Below are 23,281 nucleotides of genomic sequence, written 5' to 3'. Positions count from 1 at the left end.
CTCGGGTTGCGTCGGATGCGCGAGGTCCCCCATCCAACCCCGGATGCGGGTGGAGGTCCGCGTGTCGCCCGAGATTACCGTCCGGTAACGACAGCGTCGAGGGGCGCGGAGCGCGGGAGGGAGCCGGCGTCAGCTGTCGGGGCCGCCGCCGAACATGATCTCGTCCCACGACGGCACGGAGGCGCGTCCCTTGCGCTTCGCCGACTTCTGCGCGGGCGTCTCCTGCGGCTCCACGCCCAGGTCGAGCTCGGGCTCCTCGGGCTCGGCGGACCGCTCCGGCTCGGCGGGCCGCTCGGACCCGGCGGGCCGCTGGGTCCGCTGCTCGCGGACCTCGGCCTCCACCTCCGGGTCGGCCGCGGCGACGGCGATCTCGGTCGTCTCCTCGTCGGCCGACGCTCCGGGCTCCTCGACGGGCTCTTCCGCCGGCTCGCCAGCAGGCTCCTCGACCGGCTCCGCGACGGGCTCCTCCACCGGCTCCTCCACCGGGGCGGCGCCGTCCACGGCCATCCAGTCGGCGTCGCCCGCGGGCACGTCGAAGGGCTCGGCCTCGCGGTCGCGGACCAGCTCGATGGCGTCGTCGCCGAGCGGCAGGTCCTGGTCGTGGCCGCCGGCCAGCGAGGTCAGCCGGCGGGGTGCGGGCCCGGCCGGGCTCGCGCCGAGCTCGCCGGTGAGGGTCCGGGCGTCGTCGTTCTCGGCCACCACGTAGCGACCCGCCACGTCGTGCACGAACTCCGCGGAGCGGCGTACGCCCTGGGCGTCGATGTCGGCGGTGAGCACCCAGCGGCCGTCGGCGCGGCGCCAGGAGTCCCACGCGACGTCGTCGTCGTGGAGGCGGTGCTCGGCGAGGAACAGCTCGACCGCCTCGCCCAGGGTGCGGCCACCGCCGGAGGGCCCGGAGGCGCGGCGCAGCGAGGACTTCTGGGCGTTCCAGGCGACGTGGGCGCGCTCGGCGAGCACGGGCGAGGCGTAGGGCATGATCACCTCGACCGAGGTGCCGGCCGCGGCGGCGACCTCCTCGGCCGACTCGCCGGAGCGGATGCGCGCCTGGATGTCGCGGGGCCGCAGGGCGCTGTCCATCGGTTCTCCTGCTTCTGCGCCGACCGGGGCCCTGCGGGCCCACGGTCGGGCTGGGGTGCCTGACGTCGTGGTGGTGCCCGAGCCTACCTAGGCTGTGCTCCCGTGGGCGATGCGACCGGCGGGCCGAGCCTCCTGCTCCTGGTCCTCGACCTGGGCGGGATCTTCGTGTTCGCCATCTCCGGTGCCCTCGTGGCCGTACGCCGACGGCTCGACGTCTTCGGCGTGCTGGTGCTCGCCGGCACCACCGGGCTGGGCGGCGGCTTCCTGCGCGACGTGCTGATCGACGCCACCCCGCCGGCCGCGCTGTCGGACTGGCGCTACCTGCTGGTGCCGGTGCTCGCGGGGCTGCTCACCTTCGCCTTCCACCCGGCGCTGGGCCGGGCCGAGCGCGTGGTGACGCTCTTCGACGCGGCGGGGCTCGGGCTGTTCTGCGTGACGGGGGCGGTCAAGGCGCTCGAGCACGGCCTGGGCCCGGTGCCGGCCGCGCTGATGGGCATGGTCACCGGCATCGGCGGCGGCATCGCGCGCGACCTGCTCGCCAGCCGAACCCCGGCGGTGTTCTCCAGCGAGCTCTACGCCACGCCGGCGCTGCTGGGTGCGACGTGGGCCGTGCTGGCGACCCTCGCCGGGTTCGTGGAGGTCGCGGTCACGGTGCCCGGTGCCCTGCTGTGCTTCGGGCTGCGGATGCTGGCGCTGTGGCGGGACTGGAAGGCCCCGCTGCCGCGCGGGCCGGCCAGCGTCTAGACCCGCGGGGCTCAGGCCCCGAGCACCCGGTCGAGGTGGTCGTTGGTGAACAGCCGCTCGGGGTCGAGCCGGTCGCGGACGGCCAGGGCGTCCTTCCACCGGGGGTACGCCGGTGCCAGGTCGGCCGCGGTGCGGGTGTGCAGCTTGCCCCAGTGCGGCCGGCCGTCGTGGGCGCGCAGCACGGCCTCCACCCCGGCGAAGTAGTCGGTGTGGTCGGCGGCGGCGTTGACGTGCACCGCGATCCAGGCGACGTCGCGGTCGTGGGCGGGGGAGAGCGGGACGTCGTCGGCCGGGGCGACGCGGTACTCCAGGGGGAAGCCGATCCGCCAGCCCGAGCGCTCCACGAGGTCCCGGATCTCGGCGAGCGCGGTGAGGCCGGCGGCCCGCGGGACGGCGTACTCCATCTCGCGGAAGCGGACGGTGCGCCGCGTGGTGAAGACGCGGTGCGGGACGTCGCGGTAGCGGCGCTCGCCCAGGGCACGCGCCGAGAGCGCGTTGAGCCGGGGGACGAGCGACGGGCGGGCGTTGCCGGCCCGGTTGACGAGGTCGAAGACCCGGTTGGAGAGGAGCTCGTCGTCCCACCACTCCCGCAGCCGGGAGAGCGGTTCGGGGTCCTCGAGGCTGCGGTCGTTGGCCTTGAGCAGCAGCCGGTCGGTGTGGGGGAACCAGTACATCTCGGCGTGGTGGTGGTCCTCGGCCAGGGCGTCGAAGTCCGCGATCGCCTCCTGCCACCGGAGGGGACGCTCGTGGGCCTGGAGCAGGAACAGCGGCTCGACCTCGAGGGTGATCGTGGTCAGCACGCCCGTGGCACCGAGCCCCAGACGCGCGACCTCGAGCACGTCGGTGTGCTGGGTGCGGTCGGCGCGCAGCACCTCGCCGGTGCCGGTCACCAGCTCCAGCCCGACGACCTGGGCGCTGAGGGAGGCCTTGACGCCGCCGGTGCCGTGGGTGCCGGTCGAGATCGCGCCGGCGACCGTCTGCTCCTCGACGTCGCCCATGTTGTGCAGCGAGAGGCCGAGGCGGGCGAGCGTGGCGTTCAGCTCGCGCAGCGTGGTGCCGGCCAGGGCGGTGACCGTCATGGCGGCACGGTCGACTCCGACCACGCCGGTCAGGGCGGTGGGGTGGAGCAGGGTGCCGTCGGTCAGCGCGATGTCGCTGAAGGAGTGGCCGGTGCCGGGCATCTTGACGCGACCGCCGCGGTCCGCGGCGTCGCGGACGGCCTCGACGACGTCCCCGACGTCGACCGGTCGGCGTTCCTGCGCCGGGCTACAGCTGCTCAGCCCCGCCCAGCTGGTCCACGTGCTCACCCGTCCGAGCGTAGCCGCGGGCACCCGTGCCGGTCCCGCTCGGCACGGCGACGCCGGCCAGGGCTGCCAGCAGGGCGGAGACCACGCACACCCAGTACGCCGCGGACCCGCCGGCGGCGTCGGCCACCACGCCCGCACCCCAGGCGCCGGGGGCGATGCCGGCGCTCATGCCCGTCTGGACGAACCCCATCGCCTCGTTGAGCCGCCCGCTGGGCACGGCCGCCTCGATGAGGGAGAACAGCGAGATCAGGGTCGGGGCCAGGGCCAGCCCCGTCAGCAGCAGCGCCACCGAGACGACGAGCAAGCCGGGCAGCAGCGGCAGCGCGCAGGTGCCGACGGCCAGCAGTGTCATGCCCAGGCGCGCCCGGGCCAGCGGCGTACGACGCATCGTCATCGCGCCCGCGACCACGCCCGCCACCAGGCTGCCGAAGGAGAACGCGGCCAGCATCAGCCCCGACAGCACCTTGCGGCCCTCGTCCTCGGCGAGCGCCACCGTGGCCACCTCCAGCGCGCCGAACAGGCACCCGAGCGCCAGCGCGCCGACGGCGAGCGGCACCAGCAGCCGCCAGGGCATCGGCGGGCGCACGGCGTCGGCCGCGCGCACCTGCACCGGCGGCGCCGTACGACGCTGCACCGCGAGCGCGACCGAGCCGAGGGTGCCCGCCACCACCGCGACCACCAGCCCGGACTGCGGGGCGAAGCTGGTGGCCAGCACGGTCACCAGCGCCGGGCCGGTCACGAAGACGACCTCGTCGGCGACCCCCTCGACCGCGAACGCGGTGTGGCGCTCGGCCGGGTCGTGGAGCAGGTGGGCCCACCGGGCGCGGACCATGCTCCCGACCTGGGGCATCGCCGCGCCGGCGACCACGGCCAGCAGGTGGGGCCACGGGAACGGCCAGCCCTCGGTGATCGCGACGACCATCAGGCTCGAGGACAGCCCGAAGGCCACCGTGTCCACGGTGAGCACCCAGGTCTGGCCGAACCGGTCGGTGAGCCGGCCGTGCGGCACCGCGAACCCGGCGTTGCCGACGATGAAGGCGGCGGTCACCTGACCGGCGAGCGCGTAGGACCCCGACAGCGCGCTGACGAGGAGCACGATGCCCAGCGTCGTCATCGAGATCGGCAGCCGGGCGACCACTCCGGTGGCGGAGAACAGGGCGGCGCCGGGATGCGCGAACACCCGGCGGTAGGAGGTGAGCATCGGGTCGAACTCTAGGCTGGTCGCCATGCCCTCCCCGACCCCGTACGACGCCCTGCTGCTGGTCTCCTTCGGAGGGCCCGAGAAGCCCGAGGACGTCGTCCCGTTCCTGCGCAACGTGACCGCCGGGAAGAACATCCCGGACGCCCGTCTCGAGGAGGTCGGCGAGCACTACTACGGCTTCGGCGGCCGCAGCCCGATCAACGACCAGAACCGCGCCTTCGTCGAGGCGCTGCGGGCCGACCTGGCCGCCGACGGCGTCGACGTGCCGGTCTACTGGGGCAACCGCAACTGGGACCCCTACCTCGCCGACACCCTGGCGCAGATGCGCGACGACGGGGTGCAGCGGGCGGCCGCGCTGGTCACCAGCGCCTACTCCTCCTACAGCGGGTGCCGGCAGTACCGCGAGAACCTCGCCGCGGCCGTCGCAGAGGTGCCGGGCGCCCCCCGCATCGACAAGCTGCGGCACTACTACAACCACCCGGGCTTCGTGGAGCCGATGGTGGACGCGACGCTCGCGGCGCTGGCCGAGCTGCCCGAGGCGGCCCGCCGCGCCGGTCACCTGGCCTTCGTGACGCACTCGATCCCGGTCTCGATGGACGACAGCAGCGGCCCGGAGGGCCACGCCTACACCGCGCAGCACCGCCTGGTGATGGAGCAGGTGGTGGCCCGGGTCCGTCAGGAGACCGGTCACCGCTACCCGGCCGAGCTGGTGTTCTGCTCCCGCTCGGGCCCGCCGCACGTGCCGTGGCTCGAGCCCGACGTCAACGACCACCTGCGCGACCTGCACGCCCGCGAGGTGCCCGGGGCGGTGGTGGTGCCGATCGGTTTCGTCTCCGACCACATGGAGGTCATCTACGACCTCGACACCGAGGCCCGTGCCACCGCCGAGGAGATCGGGCTGCCCTTCGCCCGCGCCGCCACCGCCGGGGTCGACCCCCGCTTCGTGGCGATGGCCCGCGACCTGCTGCTCGAGCGGGCCGCGGTGGAGTCCGGCGAGCCCGCCTCGCAGCCGGTCGAGCGGGCCGCGGTGGGCGGCCCCGCGTCGTGGGACCTGTGCCCGGTCGGCTGCTGCCCCAACCCGCGCGGCGAGCGTCCGGCGCTGTGCGGGCAGGACTGACGTGGACGACCGGGAGCTGCTCGACCTCGCGCTGACCGCCGCCCGCGAGGCCGGCGCGCTGGCGCTGCGGATGCGCCACGAGGGCGTGGAGGTCGCCGCCACCAAGTCCAGCGACACCGACGTGGTCACCCGGGCCGACCGCGCCAGCGAGGAGCTGCTGCGCGAGCGGATCCTGGCCGCCCGGCCCGACGACGCCATCGTGGGGGAGGAGGGCGACGACGTGGTCGGCTCCTCCGGCGTGCGCTGGGTCCTCGACCCCGTCGACGGCACCGTCAACTACCTCTACGGCCTGCCGCACTGGGCGGTCTCGGTCGCCGCGGCCCGCACCGTCGACGGCGTCGAGCAGGTCGTGGCCGGCGCGGTCGTCGCCCCGGTCCTCGGCCGCGAGTACGCCGCGCTCCGCGGCGCCGGCTCCTGGCGCGACGGCGCGCCGCTGCGGGTGCGCGAGCCCGCGGCGCCGGAGGCCGCCCTGGTGGCCACCGGGTTCAGCTACTCCCGCGACGTCCGGACCCGCCAGGGCCGGGCGGTGGCGGAGCTGCTGGCGCGGGTCCGCGACGTGCGCCGGGGCGGCTCGTGCGCCCTCGACCTGTGCGCGCTCGCCGAGGGCGCGGTCGACGGCTACGTCGAGGAGGGCCCGCACTGGTGGGACCACGCCGCCGCCGGGCTCGTGGCCACCGAGGCGGGGGCGGTGGTCGAGGTCTCGGCGGGGCCCGAGCTGGACCTCGTCGTGGCGGCCCCCGCCGCGGCGTACGACGGGTTCGACCGGCTGGTCCGGGAGTGCGGCTTCCGGGGCTGAGGACCCCCGACCACGGCCCCGCGGAGCGTGTGGACCGGCCCGATTCGGTTACGGGAACATCGCGGTGGCGACCCGCGTTCAGGTGAGGTCCACCACCTCGGGGGCCGACCCCGGGGTCCGGGTGTGCTATTTCGCAGGGACTGGTGCACAATCGCGCCGTCACCGCGGAGAGCGTCACGCGCAGCGGCGGACGACACCGGGCAGCGCAGCCCGACCGTCCACCGCCGGACACCACTGGGACCTGGAGCAGGAGAAGCAACATGGCAACCGACTACGACGCCCCTCGCAAGACCGAGGAGGAGCAGAACGAAGACAGCCTCGAGGAGCTCAAGGCCCGTCGGCACGACAAGAACTCCGGCAAGGTCGACGAGGACGAGGCCGAGGCGGCCGAGTCCTTCGAGCTGCCCGGCGCTGACCTCTCGCACGAGGAGCTGGCCGTCGAGGTCAAGCCCAAGCAGATGGACGAGTTCACCTGCATGAGCTGCTTCCTGGTGCACCACCGCAGCCAGCTCGCCGACGAGAAGAAGCTCATCTGCCGCGACTGCATCTGAGCAGCGTGCCGGCCCCGGGCCGGCGCGGCACGACGAAGGGCCGTCCCCCGGTGGGGGACGGCCCTTCGTCGTGCGGTGCGGGACCTGCTCAGGTCGTGGCGGGGTCGGCCTTGGTGCTCTGGTCGTCCTTGCCGAGTCCGGGGGGCAGGTGTCCGGTCGACTTGGCGTAGTAGTCCGCGGCCTTGCGGGAGAACAGCATCCGGGCGATCTGGATGGCCATGCCGCTGGCGGCTGCCCACAGCACCGCCTCCCACATCTGGACGTCGGGGTCGGCGGGGTTGGCGGGCGGGTTCTTGCCCGTGGCCGCCTGCCAGGACTTCGTCACCGTCTTGCGGGCCACGGTCGCCCCCAGCAGCGCCGCTGCCAGGGAGAAGATCGACCAGACCTTGGAGCTGTCCTTCGCGGGTTCGTCGTGCTTGGCCATGTCCTGCCTCTCGTGTGCGTGGTGCGTTCCCCACGGTCCTGCAGGGGTACCCACCCACCCTAGGGCTACGCGCCGGGTGCGCCCGCCGAGCCCTCGAGGGCCGCCGCGAGCGGACCGGGGTGCCGCGTGGAGACCAGCCAGTACGGCGTGGGGTCGGCCGGGTCGAGCACCGGCACCAGCACCGCCCGCTTGAGGTAGGGCCGGGTCATCAGGAACGCACGGGCGTCGGCGTCCACGCCGTGCACCCGGCGGGTCTGCTCGGCGTCGAGCGCCTCGGCGGGGCCGAGCAGCCGGGTGGCGACGTGGGCGCGACCGGCCCGCAGCTCCCCGTCGCGGACCGCGACGACCGCGCTCCCGACCCACGCGAAGAAGGCGTACGTCGCCACCAGCAGCCCGCCCGCCAGCGCCGACGCCACCCACGGGGGCATCGCCACCACGAACGCCAGCCACACCGTGGCCAGCAGCATCGTGGCCTGCACCCACCAGCGCAGCGGCACGTGCAGGCGCTCGGAGTAGGTGGTCCCGGACGCGCCGGACGGCGCGGGGGAGTCGGTCGGCGGCACGGTCCCAGCCTGTCACCCGCGCGGTCCGTCGGCGCGGGTAGGGTCGCGCCCCATGGTGCGGATCGCTGTGACCAGGCTGGACCCCGGGCTGCCGCTCCCGTCGTACGCCCACCCCGGCGACGCCGGCGCCGACCTCCACGCCGCCACCGAGGTCACCCTGGCCCCCGGCGAGCGGGCGCTGGTCCCGACCGGGATCGCGCTCGCGCTGCCCGAGGGCCACGTCGGCCTGGTGCACCCGCGCTCCGGGCTGGCGGCGCGCCACGGCATCTCCATCGTCAACGCGCCGGGGACCATCGACGCGGGCTACCGCGGCGAGGTGCAGGTGTGCCTGGTCAACACCGACCGCGAGGCGCCGTTCACCGTGCGCCGCGGCGACCGGATCGCCCAGCTGGTGGTGCAGCGCTGCGAGACGGCCGTCTTCGAGGAGGTCGCCGACGTCGGTGACCTGGGCGCGTCGGACCGGGGCGCCGGGGGCTACGGTTCGACGGGAGGCTTCGCCTCCGCGGAGCAGTCGACGAGGGAAGGCGCACCATCGTGAGGTTCGGCCGCAGGCGTTCGGGACACGACGAGGGAGCAGCCGCTCCCCTCGACGAGGTGGTCGAGGACGACGCCCGGGACGGCGTCGAGCCGCCGGCCCGCACCCGCGAGGCCCCCGAGACCGGCCCCTACGACGTCTCCGAGGTCGACCTCGAGGAGCGCCGGCTGGTCGACCTGGGCAGCCTGCTCCTGGAGCCCGCCGACGGCGTGGAGCTGCGGCTCCAGGTCGAGGAGGACACCGGCAACGTCGCGGCCGTGCTGCTCGTGGGGGCCGACGGCGCCCTGGAGCTGCGTCCCTTCGCCGCCTCCCGCGGCGGCGAGGCCTGGGAGGAGCTGCGTCCCCGGATCGCGGCCGAGACCGAGCGCGTCGGTGGCACCGCCACCGAGCAGGAGGGCCCCTTCGGCACCGAGCTGCTGTGCCTGGTGCCGGTCACCTCGCCCGAGGGGGAGTCCGCCACGCAGGCGAGCCGCTTCGTGGGCCACGTCGGGCCGACCTGGCTGCTGCGCTCCAACCTGATGGGCAACCCCGCCGTCGACCCCGAGAAGGCGTTGCCGTGGGACGAGCTGATCCGCTCGGCGGTCGTGCGTCGCGGCGCCGAGGCGATGCCGCCCGGCTCCCCGCTGCCGCTGGTGCTGCCCCCCGACGCCAGGCCCGCGTCGGAGTAGGGGCCCCGCACATGGCCGAGCAGCACGAGCGTCGGGCCGCCCGGGCGGCCCGGGAGGCCGACCGCGCGGTCGACGAGCCCCGCTACGGCGGTCACGAGCGCCCTCGCGACCACGACGGCGAGGAGCACAAGCACCGCAGCCGGTTGCGCGCCTCCATCAGCCGGTGGGCCAGCAGCGACCGCGAGGAGGCCCGCGAGCTGCGCCAGGACACCCGCAAGGCGGGCCTGGTCAGCATCGCCGAGGCGCCCGACCGTGAGCCGGTCATCCTCCAGGGCACGCTCAAGACGGTGTCGCTGCGCCCGCGGGGCGGGGTGCCCGCGCTGGAGGCCGAGCTCTACGACGGCTCCGGGTCGATCACCGTGCTCTGGCTCGGCCGGCGCCGGATCGCCGGGATCACCCCCGGCCGCGGCATCCGGGTGATGGGTCGCGTCGGCGTCCACGACGGCCACCGGGTGATGTACAACCCGCGCTACTTCCTGAGGCCGCGATGACCGAGCCGGAGGCGCCCGCCACCACGACGCCCGCCGCTGCGTCCGCCCCGTCGGCGGCCACGGTCGAGGAGGTCGTGCGCAAGCAGCTCGGCGAGGCCCTCGGCGGGGTCCGCGGCATGCTCGAGGCCGCGGTGCCGACGATTTGCTTCACCGTGCTGTTCCTGACCCTGCACGACCTCCGGCTGGCGATCACGGTCAGCGTGGCGGCGGCGGCGGTCCTGCTCGTCGTACGCCTGGTGCAGCGGTCCTCGGTGCAGTTCGTGCTCAACGCGCTCTTCGGCATCGGCATCGGCGCGCTGTTCGCGTGGCGCGCCGCGCGCGGTGGGGGCGACGAGGGGGAGCAGGCCCTGGCCTACTTCCTGCCCGGCCTGATCTACAACGCCGTCTACGCCGCGCTGATGGTCTTCACCATCGCCATCCGGTGGCCGCTGGTGGGCTTCATCGTCGGCAGCGTCACCGGCGATCCCACGGCCTGGCACGCCGACCGGCGGGTGGTGCGGCTGTGCTCGCGGCTGACCTGGCTGCTGGCGCTCCCGTGCCTGCTGCGCGTCGCCGTCCAGCTGCCGATCTGGTACGCCGGCACCGAGGGCTGGTGGTCGACGGGGTCGGCCGTGGCCGCGCTCGGCGTCGCCAAGCTGGTGATGGGCTGGCCGCTGCAGGTCGCCTGCCTGGCCGGCATGGTCTGGGTGCTGACCCGCAACAAGACCCCGGTCGAGCCGGGCGAGCCCGCGCCCCAGGTCTAGCGGACGGCTACTTCGCCCGGTGCTCCTCGGGCGCCAGCAGCACCTCGAGCTGGTCCTCGAGCTCCGCGGGGACGACCAGGAGCAGCTCGTCGCCCGCCTCGACCGGCTGGTCGGGGTCGGGCACGTAGACCTGGCCGTCGCGCAGGATCGTCACCAACGCGCAGTTGTCGGGGAAGGGGATCAGCCCCGACGGCTTCCCGACGTACGGCGAGTCCGCCGGCAGCGTCATCTCCACGAGGTTGGCGCCGCCCTGGCGGAAGGTGAACAGCCGCACCAGGTCGCCGACCGTGACGGCCTCCTCCACCAGCGCCGACATGATGCGCGGCGTCGAGACGTTGACGTCGACGCCCCAGGCCTCGGTGAACAGCCACTCGTTGTTGGGGTGGTTGACCCGGCCGACCGTGCGGGGCACGCCGAACTCGGTCTTGGCCAGCAGCGAGGTGACCAGGTTGACCTTGTCGTCGCCAGTGGCGGCGATGACGACGTCGCACTCCTGGAGGCGGGCCTCCTCCAGCGAGGACAGCTCGCAGGAGTCGGCCAGCAGCCACTCGGCGTCGGGCACCCGGTCGGGCTTGATGGCGTGCGGCGACTTGTCGATCAGCAGCACGAGGTGGCCGTTGCCGATCAGCTCGCGGGCGATCGAGCGGCCGACGGCGCCGGCTCCTGCGATGGCGACCTTCATCAGTCTGTCTCCGGGTGGTTCTTGAGCACGTCGTAGACCCGGGTGGCGTTCTCCTCGCGCATCACCAGGTGGAGGACGTCGCCCTCCTGCAGCACCGTCTCGCGGCTGGAGAGCATGCCCTCGCCGAGCCGGTCGATCCAGGCGATCCGGCTGCCGGACTGCTCCTGGAAGTGGATCGTGCGCTGACCGACCCAGTGCTCGGGCACCGGCACCTGGTCGACGCGGATCGTGCCCGAGGGGTCGCGGAAGTCGGGCTCGGCGCCGGCGGGCAGGATCCGGCGCAGCACCTGGTCGGCCGTCCACTTCACCGTGGCGACCGTGGTGATGCCGAGCCGCTGGTAGACCTCGGCGCGGCCGGGGTCGTAGATGCGGGCCACGACCTGGTCGATCCCGAAGGACTCCCGGGCCACGCGCGCCGCGATGATGTTGGAGTTGTCGCCGCTGCTGACGGCCGCGAAGGCGTCGGCGCGCGAGATGCCGGCCTCGGTCAGCACGGCCTGGTCGAAGCCGTAGCCGGTGACCTTGGTGCCGTTGAACGAGGGACCGAGCCGCCGGAAGGCGTCGGGGTTGCTGTCGATCACGCTGACGGTGTGGTTCCGGTCCTCGAGGCTGCGGGCGAGCGTCGATCCGACGCGGCCGCAGCCCATGATCACGACGTGCACATCTCGCACAGTAGTGGAGTCACGGCACGCCGGTGGTCGGGCGTGCCATAGCCTCGCCTGGTGGGCGTGGGAAATGTCAGCAAGCGCATCCTGCTCGGACGCAAGCTGAGGAGCTCGCAGCTGGGCGAGACCCTGCTGCCCAAGCGCATCGCCCTCCCCGTCTTCGCCAGCGACGCGCTGTCCTCGGTCGCCTACGCGCCCGACGAGGTCTTCATCATGCTGGCCATCGCCGGCAGCTCGGCCTACGTCTGGTCGTGGAAGATCGCGCTCGCGGTCGCGCTGGTGATGCTGACCGTCGTCGCGTCGTACCGCCAGACGGTGCACGCCTACCCCTCGGGCGGCGGCGACTACGAGGTGGCCACGGTCAACCTCGGTGTCTCGGCCGGGAAGACGGTCGCGAGCGCGCTGCTCGTCGACTACGTCCTCACCGTCGCGGTCTCGATCTCCTCGGCCTCGCAGTACGCCGGTGCGGCGGTGCCCTTCGTGCACGACCACCAGGTCGTGGTCGCCTCGGTGCTGGTGGTCGTGCTGGCCGCGCTGAACCTGCGGGGCGTCCGGGAGTCCGGGGGCTTCTTCGCCGTCCCGACCTACCTCTTCATGGCGGCCATCATCGGCATGTGCGCGCTGGGCCTGCTCCAGCTGGCGACCGGCACGCTGCCCGACGTGGCCAGCGCCCAGCTCGAGGTGGTGCCGCAGGAGGGGTGGGAGCAGCCGCTGACCACCATCGGTCTGGTGTTCCTGCTGGCCCGGGCCTTCTCGTCGGGCTGCGCGGCGCTGACCGGCGTCGAGGCGATCTCCAACGGGGTGCCCGCGTTCCGCAAGCCCAAGAGCCGCAACGCCGCCACCACGCTGCTGCTGCTCGGCCTGATCGCGGTCACCATGATGGTCAGCGTCATCACGCTGGCCCGCCAGATGGGGCTGCGCTTCGTGGACCCCAACGACCTGGAGAACCTCCGGCTCCCCGGCGGCGGGGCGCTGCCCGAGGGCTACGTGCAGGACACCGTGATCGCCCAGCTCGCCCGCGCGATCTTCGACGAGTTCCCGCCCGGCTTCTACTTCGTCGTCGTCGTCACCGGGGTGATCCTGGTGCTGGCGGCCAACACCGCCTTCAACGGCTTCCCGGTGCTGGGCTCGATCCTGGCCAAGGACGGCTTGATGCCACGTGCCTTCGGCTCCCGCGGCGACCGGCTGGCCTACAGCAACGGCATCGTCTTCCTGGCCGCCGTCGCGATCGTGCTGATCGTGGTCTTCGACGCCCAGACGACCAAGCTGATCCAGCTCTACATCGTCGGCGTCTTCGTCTCCTTCAACCTCAGCCAGCTCGGCATGATCCGCCACTGGACGCGCCACCTGCAGACCGAGCGCGACCCGGCGACCCGGCGCCGGATGGTGCGCTCGCGGCTGATCAACGCCTTCGGCCTGGGCCTGACCGCGGTCGTGCTGGTGATCGTGCTGATCACCAAGTTCCTCGCCGGGGCCTGGATCACCATCCTGGCCATGGGCGCCTTCTACGCCATCATGACCGCGATCCGGCGTCACTACGACCGGGTCGAGGACGAGCTGGTGGTCGGTGACTCCGACCCGATCATGCCGACCCGCGTGCACGCGATCGTGCTCGTCTCCAAGCTGCACAAGCCGACCATGCGGGCGCTCGCCTACGCCAAGGCGACGCGGCCCAACGTGCTCGAGGCGGTCTTCGTCGACGCCGACAGCGAGCGCACCACGCGCCTGGTCGACGAGTGGGACGCGATGCGGATCGACGTGCCGCTGAAGATGCTCTACTCGCCCTACCGCGAGGTGATCCGCCCGATCGTGGCCTACACCTCCGAGATCCGCCGGTCCAACCCGCGCGGCGTGGTGGCGGTCTACATCCCGGAGTACGTCGTGGGCCGCTGGTGGGAGCAGCTGCTGCACAACCAGACCGCGCTGCGGCTCAAGGGCCGGCTGCTGTTCAGCCCCGGCGTCATGGTCACCTCGGTGCCCTACCAGCTGCGCGGTGCCGAGGAGGCCAAGCGCCGCACCGACCGCGACTTCACGCGGGTGCGCCCCGGCGACGAGCGACGCGGCCGGACGAGGACGGGCAAGTGAGCACCCCCGAGCAGGTCGACGCTCCCCGCCCGCAGGTCGGCGACCGGCTGGAGCTGGTCGCGGGCCCGATCGCCCACGGCGGCCACGTCGTCGCCCGCACCGGCGAGTCCGGCCTCGTGGTCTTCGTGCGCCACGCCCTGCCCGGCGAGCGGGTGCTCGCCGAGGTGACCGAGGACGACGGGCGCTTCCTGCGGGCCGACGCCGTCGAGGTGCTCGACGCTTCGCCCGACCGCGTCGAGCCGCCCTGCCCCTACGCCGGCCCGGGCGCCTGCGGCGGCTGCGACCTCCAGCACGTCGCGCTCCCCGCCCAGCGACGGCTCAAGGCCGACGTCGTCTCCGAGCAGCTCTCCCGCCTCGCCGGTGTCGAGCGCGAGGTCGTCGTGGAGCCGGTCGGACGGGACGACGGCCTGCGCTGGCGCTCGCGGATGCAGTACGTCGCGCTCCCCGAGGACCAGGTCGGCCTGCGGGCCCACCGCTCCCACGACGTCGTCGCCGTCGAGGACTGCCTGATCCAGTCGCCGGAGGCGGTCGTGACCGTCTCGACGACCGCGGACGACCGGCGGGCCGGGGCCGGCTCGCGGAGCGGCCCACCGGCCGCGACGGTGACCGAGACCGTCACGACGTACGCCGGGACGCGGACCTTCGAGGTGGCCGCCGACGGCTTCTGGCAGCCCCACGTCGAGGCGCCGCGGCTGCTGGTCGAGACCGTCCTGGAGCTGGCCGCGCTCCGGCTCGGTGAGCGGGTGCTCGACCTCTACGCCGGGGTCGGCCTGTTCGCGGCGTACCTCGGTCAGGAGGTCGGTCCCGAGGGCTCGGTCGTCGCCGTCGAGGGCGACGGCGCGGCCTCGCGGCTCTCGCGCCGCAACCTGGCCGACGTGCCCGCGGCCAGCGTGGTCACCGGCCGTGTCGACCGCGCGCTGCACCACGGCGTCGGGCCCGCCGACGTGGTCGTGCTCGACCCGCCCCGGGTGGGTGCCAAGCGTCAGGTGGTCCGCCACATCACCGCGCTGACCCCCCGCGCGGTCGTCTACGTCGCCTGCGACCCCGCCGCGCTGGCCCGCGACGTCGGCTACTTCGCCGAGCAGGGCTACCGCCTGGAGACGCTGCGCGCCTTCGACCTGTTCCCGATGACCCACCACGTGGAGTGCGTGGCGCTGTTCGTGCCCGCCTGAGCGGACCCCGACCCGTGCCCACCACCGCCGACGCCCTCACCCTGGTCGCCCAGCTCGACGACGTGGCGGTGCACGAGCACAGCCGCTACCGGTCGTTCCAGGTGGCGGGCCGCACCTTCGGCTACCTCTGGGAGCCCACCCGCACGGTCGGCCTGAAGCAGACCCTGGTCGAGCAGGCGGCGCTGGTGGGGGAGCGGCCCGAGGTGTTCGAGGTCCAGTTCACCGCCGGCGGATTCGGCTGGGTCGTCGTGCACCTCGACGGCGTGGACCGCGCCGAGCTCGCGGAGCTGGTCTTCGAGGCCTGGCGCCTCACCGCCCCGCCCGACCTCGTTTTCGCCCGCGGGGAGCGGTTGCCGGAGTAGGTGGGTCCTGGTGGTTTCACAGGGGACCCTGTGAAACCGCGCCGTCCGAACACCAGGCACGCGACACGCCGACCGTGAGGGTCCGGATGTTCGGAGGAACCGCCGCTCAGGCCGGTATGACGACCCACCGACGCTTCTCCGGGGCCTCGAACCGGCACCGGGACCGGGCCTCCTGCAGGCGACGTACGACGCGGTCGCGCCGATCCTGTCCCGCGACCCGTACCACCTCCAGCCCGACCCTCCGCAGGCCGTCCTCACGTCGCAGGTCGTCCGACTGGCGGGCCGCTGTTCGGTGGTGGGCGCCGTCGTACTCCACCACCAGGCCGGCCTCGACGTCGATCAGGTCGGCGATGCCGAGGAACCGTCCGTCGAGGTCGCGGACCTCGCAGTTGACCAGCGGCTGCGGCAGCCCGGCGTCCAGGATCCAGATCAGCCGGAGCTCGGTCTCCCGCGGTGAGCGGCTGTGCGGGCTGGCCAGACGGATCGCTCGGTGGACGACCCAGCGGCCGCGAGGTTGCCGGGCGGCGTACGCCACCAGGTCCTGCACCGTCGCGATGCGCCCGGCCAGGGCCATGTCGAGGCTGACGACAGCCGCCCGCGGGTCGGGAGCCAGTCGGACCGCGTCGTACGCCGCCCGCACTCCGACCACGACCGGGATCCCGTGGCGGACCACCAGGTCCTCGTCGAGGAGCACGTGGTGGACGCCGACGGCGTCGGGTCCGGCGCGCAGTCGGCCGGCGGGTCCGACCGCGACCTGGACGGGGACACGGGTGCGGCCGTCGCGCGCGAGCCCGTCGAAGAAGGCTGCGCCGTGGACGCGGCACGCGGCCCAGCCGGTGACCGCACCGCCGGGTGGGAGCCGGGCCGACTGCTCGAGGATCCGCTGTTCGACACGGTCGGAGCGGGTGTCGGCGGGGACGTGCAGCCCGCTCGACGTACGACGCCAGTAGGGCCCGGCCGCCTGGCGCTTGGTGGGGCCGGCCACCCCGCTCGGGTCGACCGGGACGGGTCGCACGAGGTCGGGTGGCCAGGGCGCTCGGGGCTGCCAGCGGTGGTCCACGGGTGGACCCTGCCCCGGCCCGACCCGGTGCGCGAACGGTCGTCCACAGGGACTAGCGCGCGAACTCCGAACACCCGGACCCCGACGTACGGCGTGTCGCGTCCCTGGCGTTCGGCGGGCGCGGTTTCACAGGGGACCCTGTGAAACCGCCGCAGGCCCCGCCAGCCGCCCCCGCCAGCCGCCGAACGTCAGTCGCCGGCGAGGTCCCGGGAGCGCTGGTCGAGGCCGAGGGAGCCGTAGGGGTAGTCGGTGGCGTGGAGGTCGCTGGCCTCGTCGAGGCGGGCGGTCTCCTCCGGAGCCAGGCGTACGTCGACCGCACCCAGGTTGTCCTCCAGCTGCTCCAGGGTGCGGGCGCCGAGGATGGTCGAGGTGACGGCCGGTCGGTCCGTGACCCAGGACAGCGCCACCTGGGCCATCGAGACACCGCGGGCCTCGGCCACCGACTGGACCGCGTCGACGATCGCCCAGGTCCGGTCGGTGCCGCGGCGGTCCCAGGCCTCCATGCCCCGCCCGGGGTCCTCGCCGAGCCGGGTGGTGCCGGTGGGGCGCTGGTCGCGGTCGTACTTGCCGGTCAGCCAGCCCCCGCCGAGGGGGCTCCAGGGGAGCAGCCCCATCGAGGCGTCCAGGGCGGCCGGGACGATCTCCCACTCGATCTCGCGGACGATCAGGCTGTACTGCGGCTGCAGCGTGACGGGGGCGGCGAGGCCGAGCGCCCGGGCCAGGTGCACCGCCTTGGTCAGCTGCCAGCCGGAGAAGTTCGAGAAGCCGTAGTAGCCGACCTTGCCGCTGCGGACGAAGGAGTCGAGCGTGCGCAGCGTCTCCTCCAGCGGGGTGTGCGGGTCCCAGGCGTGGGCCTGGTAGAGGTCGACGTGCTCGACGCCGAGCCGCGCCAGCGAGGCGTCCAGCGCCCGCGTCAGGTGGCGGCGCGAGGTGCCGACGTCGTTGGGGCCGGTGCCGGTGGGGAAGCGGCCCTTGGTGGCCAGCACGACCCGGTCGGTGACGTCGGTCGGGCGCTCGGCCCACCAGCGGCCGATGATCTCCTCCGAGACGCCGGCCGAGTAGACGTCGGCGGTGTCCACGAGGGTGCCGCCCGCCTCGACGAAGCGGTCGAGCTGGGCGTGGGAGCCGGCCTCGTCGGTCTCGGCCCCGAAGGTCATCGTGCCCAGGCAGAGCTCGGAGACCGAGCAGCCGCTGTGGCCCAGGGTGCGGTAGCGCATGCCCGTCACCGTAGCCCTCGCGTCTCCGCCCGGGACTGGGTCGACCGTGATATCTTGACGTCAAGATACATTCCGAGTGAGGGTCCCCTTCCTTCCCACCGTTCCCGTGACGGCGGCAAGATGGAGCGGACACCACCGGGTCAGACGAGGCGACACGAGGAGAACCATGAGCGCAGGCGAGCGACAGGACAGCTTCGGTGCCAAGGGCACCCTGGAGGTCGGGGAGAACAGCTACGAGATCTACCGGCTCGACGCGGTGCAGGGCGAGGGGCTCGACGTCGCCTCGCTGCCGTACTCGCTCAAGGTGCTCCTCGAGAACCTGCTGCGCACCGAGGACGGTGCCAACATCACCGCCGCCGACATCGAGGCGCTCGCCGGCTGGGACGCCGACGCGGACCCCGACAAGGAGATCCAGTTCACGCCCGCGCGCGTGATCATGCAGGACTTCACCGGCGTGCCGTGCGTGGTCGACCTCGCCACCATGCGCGAGGCGATGAGCGACCTCGGCGGCGACCCGTCGAAGATCAACCCGCTCGCCCCCGCCGAGATGGTCATCGACCACTCCGTGATCGCCGACGTCTTCGGCACGCCCGAGGCCTTCGAGCGCAACGTCGAGATCGAGTACGAGCGCAACCGCGAGCGCTACCAGTTCCTGCGCTGGGGCCAGGGCGCCTTCGACGACTTCAAGGTCGTCCCCCCGGGCACCGGCATCGTCCACCAGGTCAACATCGAGCACCTGGCGCGCACCGTGTTCACCCGCGAGTCCGCCGACGGCACCGTCGTGGCCTACCCCGACACCTGCGTCGGCACCGACTCCCACACCACGATGGTCAACGGCATCGGCGTGGTCGGCTGGGGCGTCGGCGGCATCGAGGCCGAGGCGGCCATGCTCGGCCAGCCCGTGTCGATGCTGATCCCGCGCGTGGTCGGCTTCAAGCTCGGCGGCGACCTGCCCGAGGGCGCGACCGCCACCGACCTGGTGCTCACGATCACCGAGATGCTGCGCCAGCACGGCGTGGTCGGGAAGTTCGTGGAGTTCTACGGCCCCGGCGTCTCCGCGCTGCCGCTCGCCAACCGCGCCACCATCGGCAACATGAGCCCGGAGTTCGGCTCCACGATCGCGGTCTTCCCGATCGACGAGGAGACCACGAAGTACCTCGAGCTCACCGGCCGGAGCGCGGAGCAGATCGCGCTGGTCGAGGCGTACGCCAAGGAGCAGGGCCTCTGGCACGACCCCGAGGCCGAGCCGCGCTACTCCGAGCGGCTCGAGCTCGACCTGGCCACCGTCGTGCCCTCGCTCGCCGGCCCGAAGCGTCCCCAGGACCGGGTCTCGCTCTCCGACGCCAAGGAGGCCTTCCGCACCTCGCTGGCCGACTACGTCGACGGCGACGAGACCGACTCGGTGAGCTCCAAGGTCGACGAGGCCTCGGCCGAGTCGTTCCCCTCCAGCGACGCGCCGTCGATCTCCGAGGGCGGCAACGGCGCGGGCAAGCCCGACGACTGGCGCAACCACCCCGCCGGCTCCGGCCACGGCCGTCCGTCCAACAAGCAGCGGGTCCGCCTCGACGACGGCACCGAGTTCGAGCTCGACCACGGGGCGGTGACGATCGCGGCGATCACGTCGTGCACCAACACCTCCAACCCGTCGGTGATGATCGGCGCGGCGCTGCTGGCCAAGAACGCCGTCGAGAAGGGCCTCACCACCAAGCCGTGGGTCAAGACCACGCTGGCGCCGGGCTCCAAGGTCGTCTCGGACTACTACGAGCGCGCCGAGCTGACGCCGTACCTCGACAAGCTGGGCTTCAACCTCGTCGGCTACGGCTGCACCACCTGCATCGGCAACTCGGGCCCGCTCATCCCCGAGGTCAGCGACGCCGTCAACGCCGGTGACCTCGCGGTCGTCTCGGTGCTCTCGGGCAACCGCAACTTCGAGGGCCGGATCAACCCCGACGTGAAGATGAACTACCTGGCCTCCCCGCCGCTGGTGGTCGCCTACGCGCTGGCCGGCTCGATGGACGTCGACCTGTTCAACGACCCGCTGGGCACCGACGAGGACGGCAACGACGTCTTCATGCGCGACATCTGGCCCAGCGCGTCCGAGGTCGAGACCGTGATCGCCTCGGCCATCACCTCGGAGATGTTCACCGAGGACTACGCCGACGTCTTCGCCGGTGACGAGCAGTGGCGCTCGCTGCCCACGCCCGAGGGCGACACCTTCGCGTGGGACCCCGAGTCCACCTACGTCCGCAAGCCCCCCTACTTCGAGGGCATGCCGGCCGAGCCGGAGCCGGTCGAGGACATCACCGGCGCCCGGGTGCTGCTCAAGCTGGGCGACTCGGTCACCACCGACCACATCAGCCCGGCCGGTGCCATCAAGAAGGACAGCCCGGCGGGCAAGTACCTCGCCGAGCACGGCGTGGGCCAGCGCGACTTCAACTCCTACGGCTCGCGCCGCGGCAACCACGAGGTGATGATCCGGGGCACCTTCGCCAACATCCGGCTGCGCAACCAGCTGGCGCCGGGCACCGAGGGCGGGTTCACGCGCGACTTCACCGCCGACGGCGCGGAGAGCACGGTCTTCGAGGCCAGCGAGAACTACCTGGCCGCGGGCACCCCGCTGGTCGTGCTCGCCGGCAAGGAGTACGGCTCCGGGTCCTCGCGCGACTGGGCCGCCAAGGGCACCGCGCTGCTCGGCGTCAAGGCCGTGATCGCGGAGTCCTACGAGCGGATCCACCGCTCCAACCTGATCGGGATGGGCGTGCTGCCCCTGCAGTACCCGCAGGGCGAGAGCGCCGAGTCGCTCGGCCTCACCGGCGAGGAGGAGTTCTCCTTCACCGGCGTCACCGAGCTCAACGAGGGCCGCATCCCCAGGACGGTGAAGGTCACGGCCGGCGACGTCGAGTTCGACGCGACGGTCCGCATCGACACCCCCGGCGAGGCGAGCTACTACCGCAACGGCGGGATCATGCAGTACGTCCTGCGCAGCCTGCGCGGCGCCTGACCCGGTCCCGGCACGTCCGACGACGGACCCTCCACCGCACCCGCGGCGGAGGGTCCGTCCGCGTCCGGGGACCTCGCGCGGGAGGCGTTGACGCGGGGTGCGCCCGCTGTGAGGGTGGTCACACCATCCCGGTCGGCGTCGCCCACGAGCACGACCTCCCGGGGACGAGCGCGAGACGAAGAGGGTGCGACATGGCCGAGGTCCCCAGCATGGACGAGATCTTGAAGGACGCTCCGACCAACTGGGGCAAGTGGGGCGAGGACGACGAGGTCGGCTCGCTCAACTACCTCGGCCCCGCGCAGGTGCTCGCCGCCGTGCAGCAGGTCAGCAGCGGCGAGGTCTTCACCCTGCAGCGGCTCATCGGCGACCCCAAGGGCGACCCCGTGTGGCCGGGCCGCTCGCCCGCCGTACGCACCCAGATCCTCGACGAGTCCTCCTGGGACGGCCCGGACGCCCCGGCCTTCCCCGGCGGCCTGCACTACGCCGACGACAAGATCGACGCCTTCCTCCAGGGCTCCACGCAGTACGACGCGCTCGGCCACGTCTGGTACGGCGGGCAGCTCTACAACGGCTACGACGCCCGCACCTCGACCGGTGGGCTCGACAAGGCCAGCGTGCAGCCCATCGCCGAGCGGGGCGTGGTGGGTCGCGGCATCCTGCTCGACATGGCCCGCTTCCGGGGCAAGGACAACCTCGAGAAGGGCGAGGTCTACAGCCACGAGGACCTGGTCGCGTGCGCCGAGGCCCAGGGCACCTCGATCGAGAAGAACGACATCCTCATCATCCGCACCAACTTCCTCAAGCTCTTCTTCGAGCAGGGCGACGCCTTCTACGAGGGCTTCGCCGAGCCGGGCCTGACCTACTCGCCCGAGCTGGTGCAGTGGTTCCAGGACATGGAGATCCCCAACCTGGTCACCGACACCATCGCCAACGAGGTCACCTTCGACCCCGGGAGCGGGGCGGCGCTGCCGCTGCACTGCGCCCTGATGCGCAACCTCGGGGTGGTCTTCACCGAGATCTGCGACCTCGAGGAGCTCGCGGCCTCGTGCGCCGCCGACGGGCGCTACACGTTCCTCTACACCGCCGCTCCGCTCAAGGTGGCCAAGGGCAGCGGGTCGCCGGTCAACCCCGTGGTGATCAAGTGACGCAGGCCGGTCCCTCGTCGTCGCGGCCCTGGCTCGAGCTGTACGCCGAAGGCGTGCCGCACGAGCTCGAGCAGGAGCACGCCACCATGCTCGACCTGGTCGACGCCACGGTGGCGGCGACGCCCGACGCGCCCGCGATCCGCTACTTCGACGGGACGATGAGCTTCGCCGAGCTCGACGCCCGCGCGGCTGCGCTCGCCTCGGCCCTGGTCGAGGACGGGTTCGCGCCGGGGGACCGGCTCGCGCTCTACCTGCAGAACAACCCGGCCTTCGTGGTCGGGCTGCTGGCCGCGTGGAAGGCGGGCGGCGCCGCCGTCGCGATCAACCCGATGAACAAGCAGCGCGAGCTGACCTACCTGCTCAGCGACTCGGGCGCGACGGTGCTGCTCTGCCTCGACGACCTCTACGAGGGTGTCGCCCGCGAGGTCGTGGCGGGTGCCGGGGAGGTCGTGGTGCGCTCGGTCCTCACCTGCTCGGCGCTGGACGAGCAGACCCGCGACGACGCCCGGGTGCTGACCTCCCCGCGGCGGCCCGTGCCGGAGGGGGCCGTCGACCTCGCGACGCTGCTCGAGCAGCACGCGGGCCGCACCGTGGAGGCCCCGCGGCCCGAGCCCGGCGACGTCGCGGTGCTGACCTACACCTCGGGCACCACCGGCGTGCCCAAGGGGGCGATGAACACCCACGCCAACATGGCCTTCAACGCCCAGACCTACCGCGACTGGATGGGCCTGGGCGCCGACGACGCGGTGCTGGGCGTCGCGCCGCTGTTCCACATCACCGGGCTCGTGGCGCACGTCGCCCTCACGCTGCTCACCGGGGCGCCCCTGGTGCTGGCCCACCGCTTCGAGCCCGGCGTCGTGCTCGACGCGGTCCGTGAGCACCGGCCCCGCTTCACCATCGGGTCGATCACGGTGTTCATCGCGCTCTCGCACCACCCGGACGCGACGCGGGAGGACTGGGCGTCGTTCCGCTGCCTCTACTCCGGCGGCGCACCCATCGCCCCGGCGGTCACCGACCAGTTCGAGGAGCGCACCGGCCTCTACATCCACAACATCTACGGCCTGACCGAGACCAACTCGCCCTCGCACGCCGTGCCGCTCGGCGTGCGCGCCCCGGTCGACCCCGACTCGGGCGCGCTGTCGGTCGGGGTGCCGGTGCCGAGCACGATGGTGCGGATCCTCGGCGAGGACGGTGAGGAGCTGCCGCCGGGCGAGGTCGGCGAGATCGCGACCTCGGGTCCGCAGGTGGTGCCGGGCTACTGGAACAAGCCCGAGGCCACCGCCGAGAGCCTGCCCGGCGGCGAGCTGCGCACCGGCGACGTCGGCTTCATGGACGAGCGCGGCTGGTTCTACCTCGTCGACCGCAAGAAGGACATGATCAACGCGGCCGGCTACAAGGTGTGGCCCCGCGAGGTCGAGGACGTGCTCTACGGCCACCCCGCCGTGCGCGAGGCCGCCGTCGTCGGCGTGCCCGACGCCTACCGGGGCGAGTCGGTCAAGGCGTTCGTCTCCCTCAAGCCCGGTGCGGAGGTGACGGCCGAGGAGGTGGTGGCCTTCTGCAAGGAGCGCATGGCGGCCTACAAGTACCCCCGCTCCGTGGAGTTCGTGGACGAGCTGCCCAAGACCACGACGGGCAAGATCCTGCGGCGCGAGCTGCGCGACCAGGAGGGCTGAGG

The 23,281-nt window shown here is 73.2% G+C and carries 23 protein-coding genes; 14 read left to right on the top strand and 9 right to left on the bottom strand.

Annotated features, from left to right (window positions below):
- Positions 1-129: 129 nt before the first annotated feature.
- Complete coding sequence (gene sepH, locus ASG49_RS15500) at positions 130-1,077, bottom strand: septation protein SepH (RefSeq protein ID WP_056543563.1); 948 nt, start codon at positions 1,075-1,077, stop codon at positions 130-132.
- A 102-nt stretch (positions 1,078-1,179) separates the two neighbouring features.
- On the opposite strand from sepH, the gene ASG49_RS15495 reads away from it, so the two are divergent.
- Positions 1,180-1,821, top strand: a complete 642-nt coding sequence (locus tag ASG49_RS15495) for a trimeric intracellular cation channel family protein (protein ID WP_200936353.1) — start codon at positions 1,180-1,182, stop codon at positions 1,819-1,821.
- Between the two features lie 11 nt (positions 1,822-1,832).
- Here ASG49_RS15495 and ASG49_RS15490 read toward each other — a convergent pair whose 3' ends face one another.
- Both ASG49_RS15490 and ASG49_RS15485 read right to left on the bottom strand, forming a co-directional pair.
- Positions 1,833-3,128: a D-arabinono-1,4-lactone oxidase gene (locus tag ASG49_RS15490; protein WP_200936352.1), complete on the bottom strand. Its 1,296-nt coding sequence runs from the start codon at positions 3,126-3,128 to the stop codon at positions 1,833-1,835.
- Positions 3,088-4,356 (bottom strand): MFS transporter, encoded by a 1,269-nt coding sequence (locus ASG49_RS15485; protein WP_162244535.1) that lies wholly within the window; start codon positions 4,354-4,356, stop codon positions 3,088-3,090. The genes ASG49_RS15490 and ASG49_RS15485 overlap by 41 nt, the downstream gene beginning before the upstream one ends.
- On the opposite strand from ASG49_RS15485, the gene ASG49_RS15480 reads away from it, so the two are divergent.
- The 3 genes from ASG49_RS15480 to ASG49_RS15470 all read left to right on the top strand — a co-directional run bounded on the left by ASG49_RS15480 (position 4,355) and on the right by ASG49_RS15470 (position 6,793).
- The gene (locus ASG49_RS15480; RefSeq protein ID WP_056543556.1) at positions 4,355-5,446 is read left to right on the top strand and encodes a ferrochelatase; all 1,092 of its coding nucleotides are present in this window, start codon (positions 4,355-4,357) and stop codon (positions 5,444-5,446) included. The genes ASG49_RS15485 and ASG49_RS15480 overlap by 2 nt on opposite strands.
- Position 5,447: 1 nt before the next feature.
- Positions 5,448-6,242: an inositol monophosphatase family protein gene (locus ASG49_RS15475; protein WP_056543553.1), complete on the top strand. Its 795-nt coding sequence runs from the start codon at positions 5,448-5,450 to the stop codon at positions 6,240-6,242.
- A 260-nt stretch (positions 6,243-6,502) separates the two neighbouring features.
- Complete coding sequence (locus ASG49_RS15470; RefSeq protein ID WP_056543550.1) at positions 6,503-6,793, top strand: DUF4193 domain-containing protein; 291 nt, start codon at positions 6,503-6,505, stop codon at positions 6,791-6,793.
- A gap of 88 nt (positions 6,794-6,881) precedes the next feature.
- Here the strand turns inward: ASG49_RS15470 and ASG49_RS15465 are convergent, their stop codons facing one another.
- Both ASG49_RS15465 and ASG49_RS15460 read right to left on the bottom strand, forming a co-directional pair.
- Positions 6,882-7,217 (bottom strand): DUF4235 domain-containing protein, encoded by a 336-nt coding sequence (locus ASG49_RS15465; RefSeq protein ID WP_056543547.1) that lies wholly within the window; start codon positions 7,215-7,217, stop codon positions 6,882-6,884.
- 65 nt (positions 7,218-7,282) lie between these two features.
- Complete coding sequence (locus tag ASG49_RS15460; RefSeq protein ID WP_056543544.1) at positions 7,283-7,780, bottom strand: DUF3093 domain-containing protein; 498 nt, start codon at positions 7,778-7,780, stop codon at positions 7,283-7,285.
- 52 nt (positions 7,781-7,832) lie between these two features.
- Between ASG49_RS15460 and dut the strand changes: the two genes are divergently transcribed.
- The 4 genes from dut to ASG49_RS15440 are packed head-to-tail and all read left to right on the top strand — an operon-like array spanning position 7,833 to position 10,217.
- Entirely contained in the window at positions 7,833-8,318 is a 486-nt protein-coding gene (gene dut / locus ASG49_RS15455; RefSeq protein WP_056543541.1) for a dUTP diphosphatase, read from the top strand.
- Positions 8,315-8,983 (top strand): DUF3710 domain-containing protein, encoded by a 669-nt coding sequence (locus ASG49_RS15450; RefSeq protein WP_162244534.1) that lies wholly within the window; start codon positions 8,315-8,317, stop codon positions 8,981-8,983. Before dut ends, ASG49_RS15450 begins: the two co-directional genes overlap by 4 nt.
- A gap of 11 nt (positions 8,984-8,994) precedes the next feature.
- The gene (locus tag ASG49_RS15445) at positions 8,995-9,474 is read left to right on the top strand and encodes an OB-fold nucleic acid binding domain-containing protein (protein WP_235562123.1); all 480 of its coding nucleotides are present in this window, start codon (positions 8,995-8,997) and stop codon (positions 9,472-9,474) included.
- The gene (locus tag ASG49_RS15440; protein WP_056543534.1) at positions 9,471-10,217 is read left to right on the top strand and encodes a DUF3159 domain-containing protein; all 747 of its coding nucleotides are present in this window, start codon (positions 9,471-9,473) and stop codon (positions 10,215-10,217) included. Before ASG49_RS15445 ends, ASG49_RS15440 begins: the two co-directional genes overlap by 4 nt.
- A gap of 7 nt (positions 10,218-10,224) precedes the next feature.
- Here ASG49_RS15440 and ASG49_RS15435 read toward each other — a convergent pair whose 3' ends face one another.
- The gene (locus ASG49_RS15435; RefSeq protein ID WP_056543532.1) at positions 10,225-10,899 is read right to left on the bottom strand and encodes a TrkA family potassium uptake protein; all 675 of its coding nucleotides are present in this window, start codon (positions 10,897-10,899) and stop codon (positions 10,225-10,227) included.
- Positions 10,899-11,561 carry a TrkA family potassium uptake protein gene (locus ASG49_RS15430; protein ID WP_056543528.1) on the bottom strand — a complete coding sequence of 221 codons (663 nt, stop codon included), beginning with the start codon at positions 11,559-11,561 and terminating at the stop codon, positions 10,899-10,901. The genes ASG49_RS15435 and ASG49_RS15430 overlap by 1 nt, the downstream gene beginning before the upstream one ends.
- A 60-nt stretch (positions 11,562-11,621) precedes the next feature.
- On the opposite strand from ASG49_RS15430, the gene ASG49_RS15425 reads away from it, so the two are divergent.
- Genes ASG49_RS15425 through ASG49_RS15415 form a run of 3 tightly spaced genes read left to right on the top strand, consistent with a single transcriptional unit; the run spans position 11,622 to position 15,183 of the window.
- Positions 11,622-13,649: an APC family permease gene (locus ASG49_RS15425; RefSeq protein ID WP_056543524.1), complete on the top strand. Its 2,028-nt coding sequence runs from the start codon at positions 11,622-11,624 to the stop codon at positions 13,647-13,649.
- Complete coding sequence (locus tag ASG49_RS15420; RefSeq protein ID WP_056543521.1) at positions 13,646-14,821, top strand: class I SAM-dependent RNA methyltransferase; 1,176 nt, start codon at positions 13,646-13,648, stop codon at positions 14,819-14,821. The genes ASG49_RS15425 and ASG49_RS15420 overlap by 4 nt, the downstream gene beginning before the upstream one ends.
- Before the next feature lie 14 nt (positions 14,822-14,835).
- Entirely contained in the window at positions 14,836-15,183 is a 348-nt protein-coding gene (locus ASG49_RS15415; protein ID WP_156384379.1) for an MmcQ/YjbR family DNA-binding protein, read from the top strand.
- Between the two features lie 106 nt (positions 15,184-15,289).
- Here the strand turns inward: ASG49_RS15415 and ASG49_RS15410 are convergent, their stop codons facing one another.
- The gene (locus ASG49_RS15410; protein ID WP_056543518.1) at positions 15,290-16,243 is read right to left on the bottom strand and encodes a DUF559 domain-containing protein; all 954 of its coding nucleotides are present in this window, start codon (positions 16,241-16,243) and stop codon (positions 15,290-15,292) included.
- Between the two features lie 188 nt (positions 16,244-16,431).
- On the bottom strand, positions 16,432-17,460 hold the full coding sequence (locus ASG49_RS15405) for an aldo/keto reductase (RefSeq protein ID WP_056543515.1): 1,029 nt from the start codon (positions 17,458-17,460) through the stop codon (positions 16,432-16,434).
- 166 nt (positions 17,461-17,626) lie between these two features.
- Here ASG49_RS15405 and ASG49_RS15400 point away from each other — a divergent pair, with 166 nt between their 5' ends.
- The 3 genes from ASG49_RS15400 (at position 17,627) to ASG49_RS15390 (ending at position 23,279) form a co-directional block, all read left to right on the top strand.
- Positions 17,627-20,461 (top strand): aconitate hydratase, encoded by a 2,835-nt coding sequence (locus ASG49_RS15400; protein WP_056543512.1) that lies wholly within the window; start codon positions 17,627-17,629, stop codon positions 20,459-20,461.
- A 191-nt stretch (positions 20,462-20,652) separates the two neighbouring features.
- Positions 20,653-21,606 (top strand): cyclase family protein, encoded by a 954-nt coding sequence (locus ASG49_RS15395; RefSeq protein WP_056543510.1) that lies wholly within the window; start codon positions 20,653-20,655, stop codon positions 21,604-21,606.
- Between the two features lie 53 nt (positions 21,607-21,659).
- Positions 21,660-23,279, top strand: coding sequence for an AMP-binding protein (locus ASG49_RS15390; RefSeq protein ID WP_235562122.1), 1,620 nt, complete (start codon positions 21,660-21,662; stop codon positions 23,277-23,279).
- The last annotated feature ends 2 nt before the right edge of the window (positions 23,280-23,281 follow it).

The sequence above is a fragment of the Marmoricola sp. Leaf446 genome (genome assembly GCF_001424755.1).
In the GTDB taxonomy this organism is placed as follows: domain Bacteria; phylum Actinomycetota; class Actinomycetes; order Propionibacteriales; family Nocardioidaceae; genus Marmoricola.
This window is presented reverse-complemented; position numbering and strand designations above follow the sequence as displayed.

Coding starts and splice junctions, on each gene's coding strand:
- ASG49_RS15395 (WP_056543510.1), top strand. CDS start 20,653: ATGGCCGAGGTCCCCAGCATGGACGAGATCTTGAAGGACGCTCCGACC.
- ASG49_RS15435 (WP_056543532.1), bottom strand. CDS start 10,899: ATGAAGGTCGCCATCGCAGGAGCCGGCGCCGTCGGCCGCTCGATCGCC.
- ASG49_RS15485 (WP_162244535.1), bottom strand. CDS start 4,356: ATGGCGACCAGCCTAGAGTTCGACCCGATGCTCACCTCCTACCGCCGG.
- ASG49_RS15470 (WP_056543550.1), top strand. CDS start 6,503: ATGGCAACCGACTACGACGCCCCTCGCAAGACCGAGGAGGAGCAGAAC.
- sepH (WP_056543563.1), bottom strand. CDS start 1,077: ATGGACAGCGCCCTGCGGCCCCGCGACATCCAGGCGCGCATCCGCTCC.
- ASG49_RS15480 (WP_056543556.1), top strand. CDS start 4,355: ATGCCCTCCCCGACCCCGTACGACGCCCTGCTGCTGGTCTCCTTCGGA.
- ASG49_RS15405 (WP_056543515.1), bottom strand. CDS start 17,460: ATGCGCTACCGCACCCTGGGCCACAGCGGCTGCTCGGTCTCCGAGCTC.
- ASG49_RS15465 (WP_056543547.1), bottom strand. CDS start 7,217: ATGGCCAAGCACGACGAACCCGCGAAGGACAGCTCCAAGGTCTGGTCG.
- ASG49_RS15445 (WP_235562123.1), top strand. CDS start 8,995: ATGGCCGAGCAGCACGAGCGTCGGGCCGCCCGGGCGGCCCGGGAGGCC.
- ASG49_RS15400 (WP_056543512.1), top strand. CDS start 17,627: ATGAGCGCAGGCGAGCGACAGGACAGCTTCGGTGCCAAGGGCACCCTG.
- dut (WP_056543541.1), top strand. CDS start 7,833: ATGGTGCGGATCGCTGTGACCAGGCTGGACCCCGGGCTGCCGCTCCCG.
- ASG49_RS15440 (WP_056543534.1), top strand. CDS start 9,471: ATGACCGAGCCGGAGGCGCCCGCCACCACGACGCCCGCCGCTGCGTCC.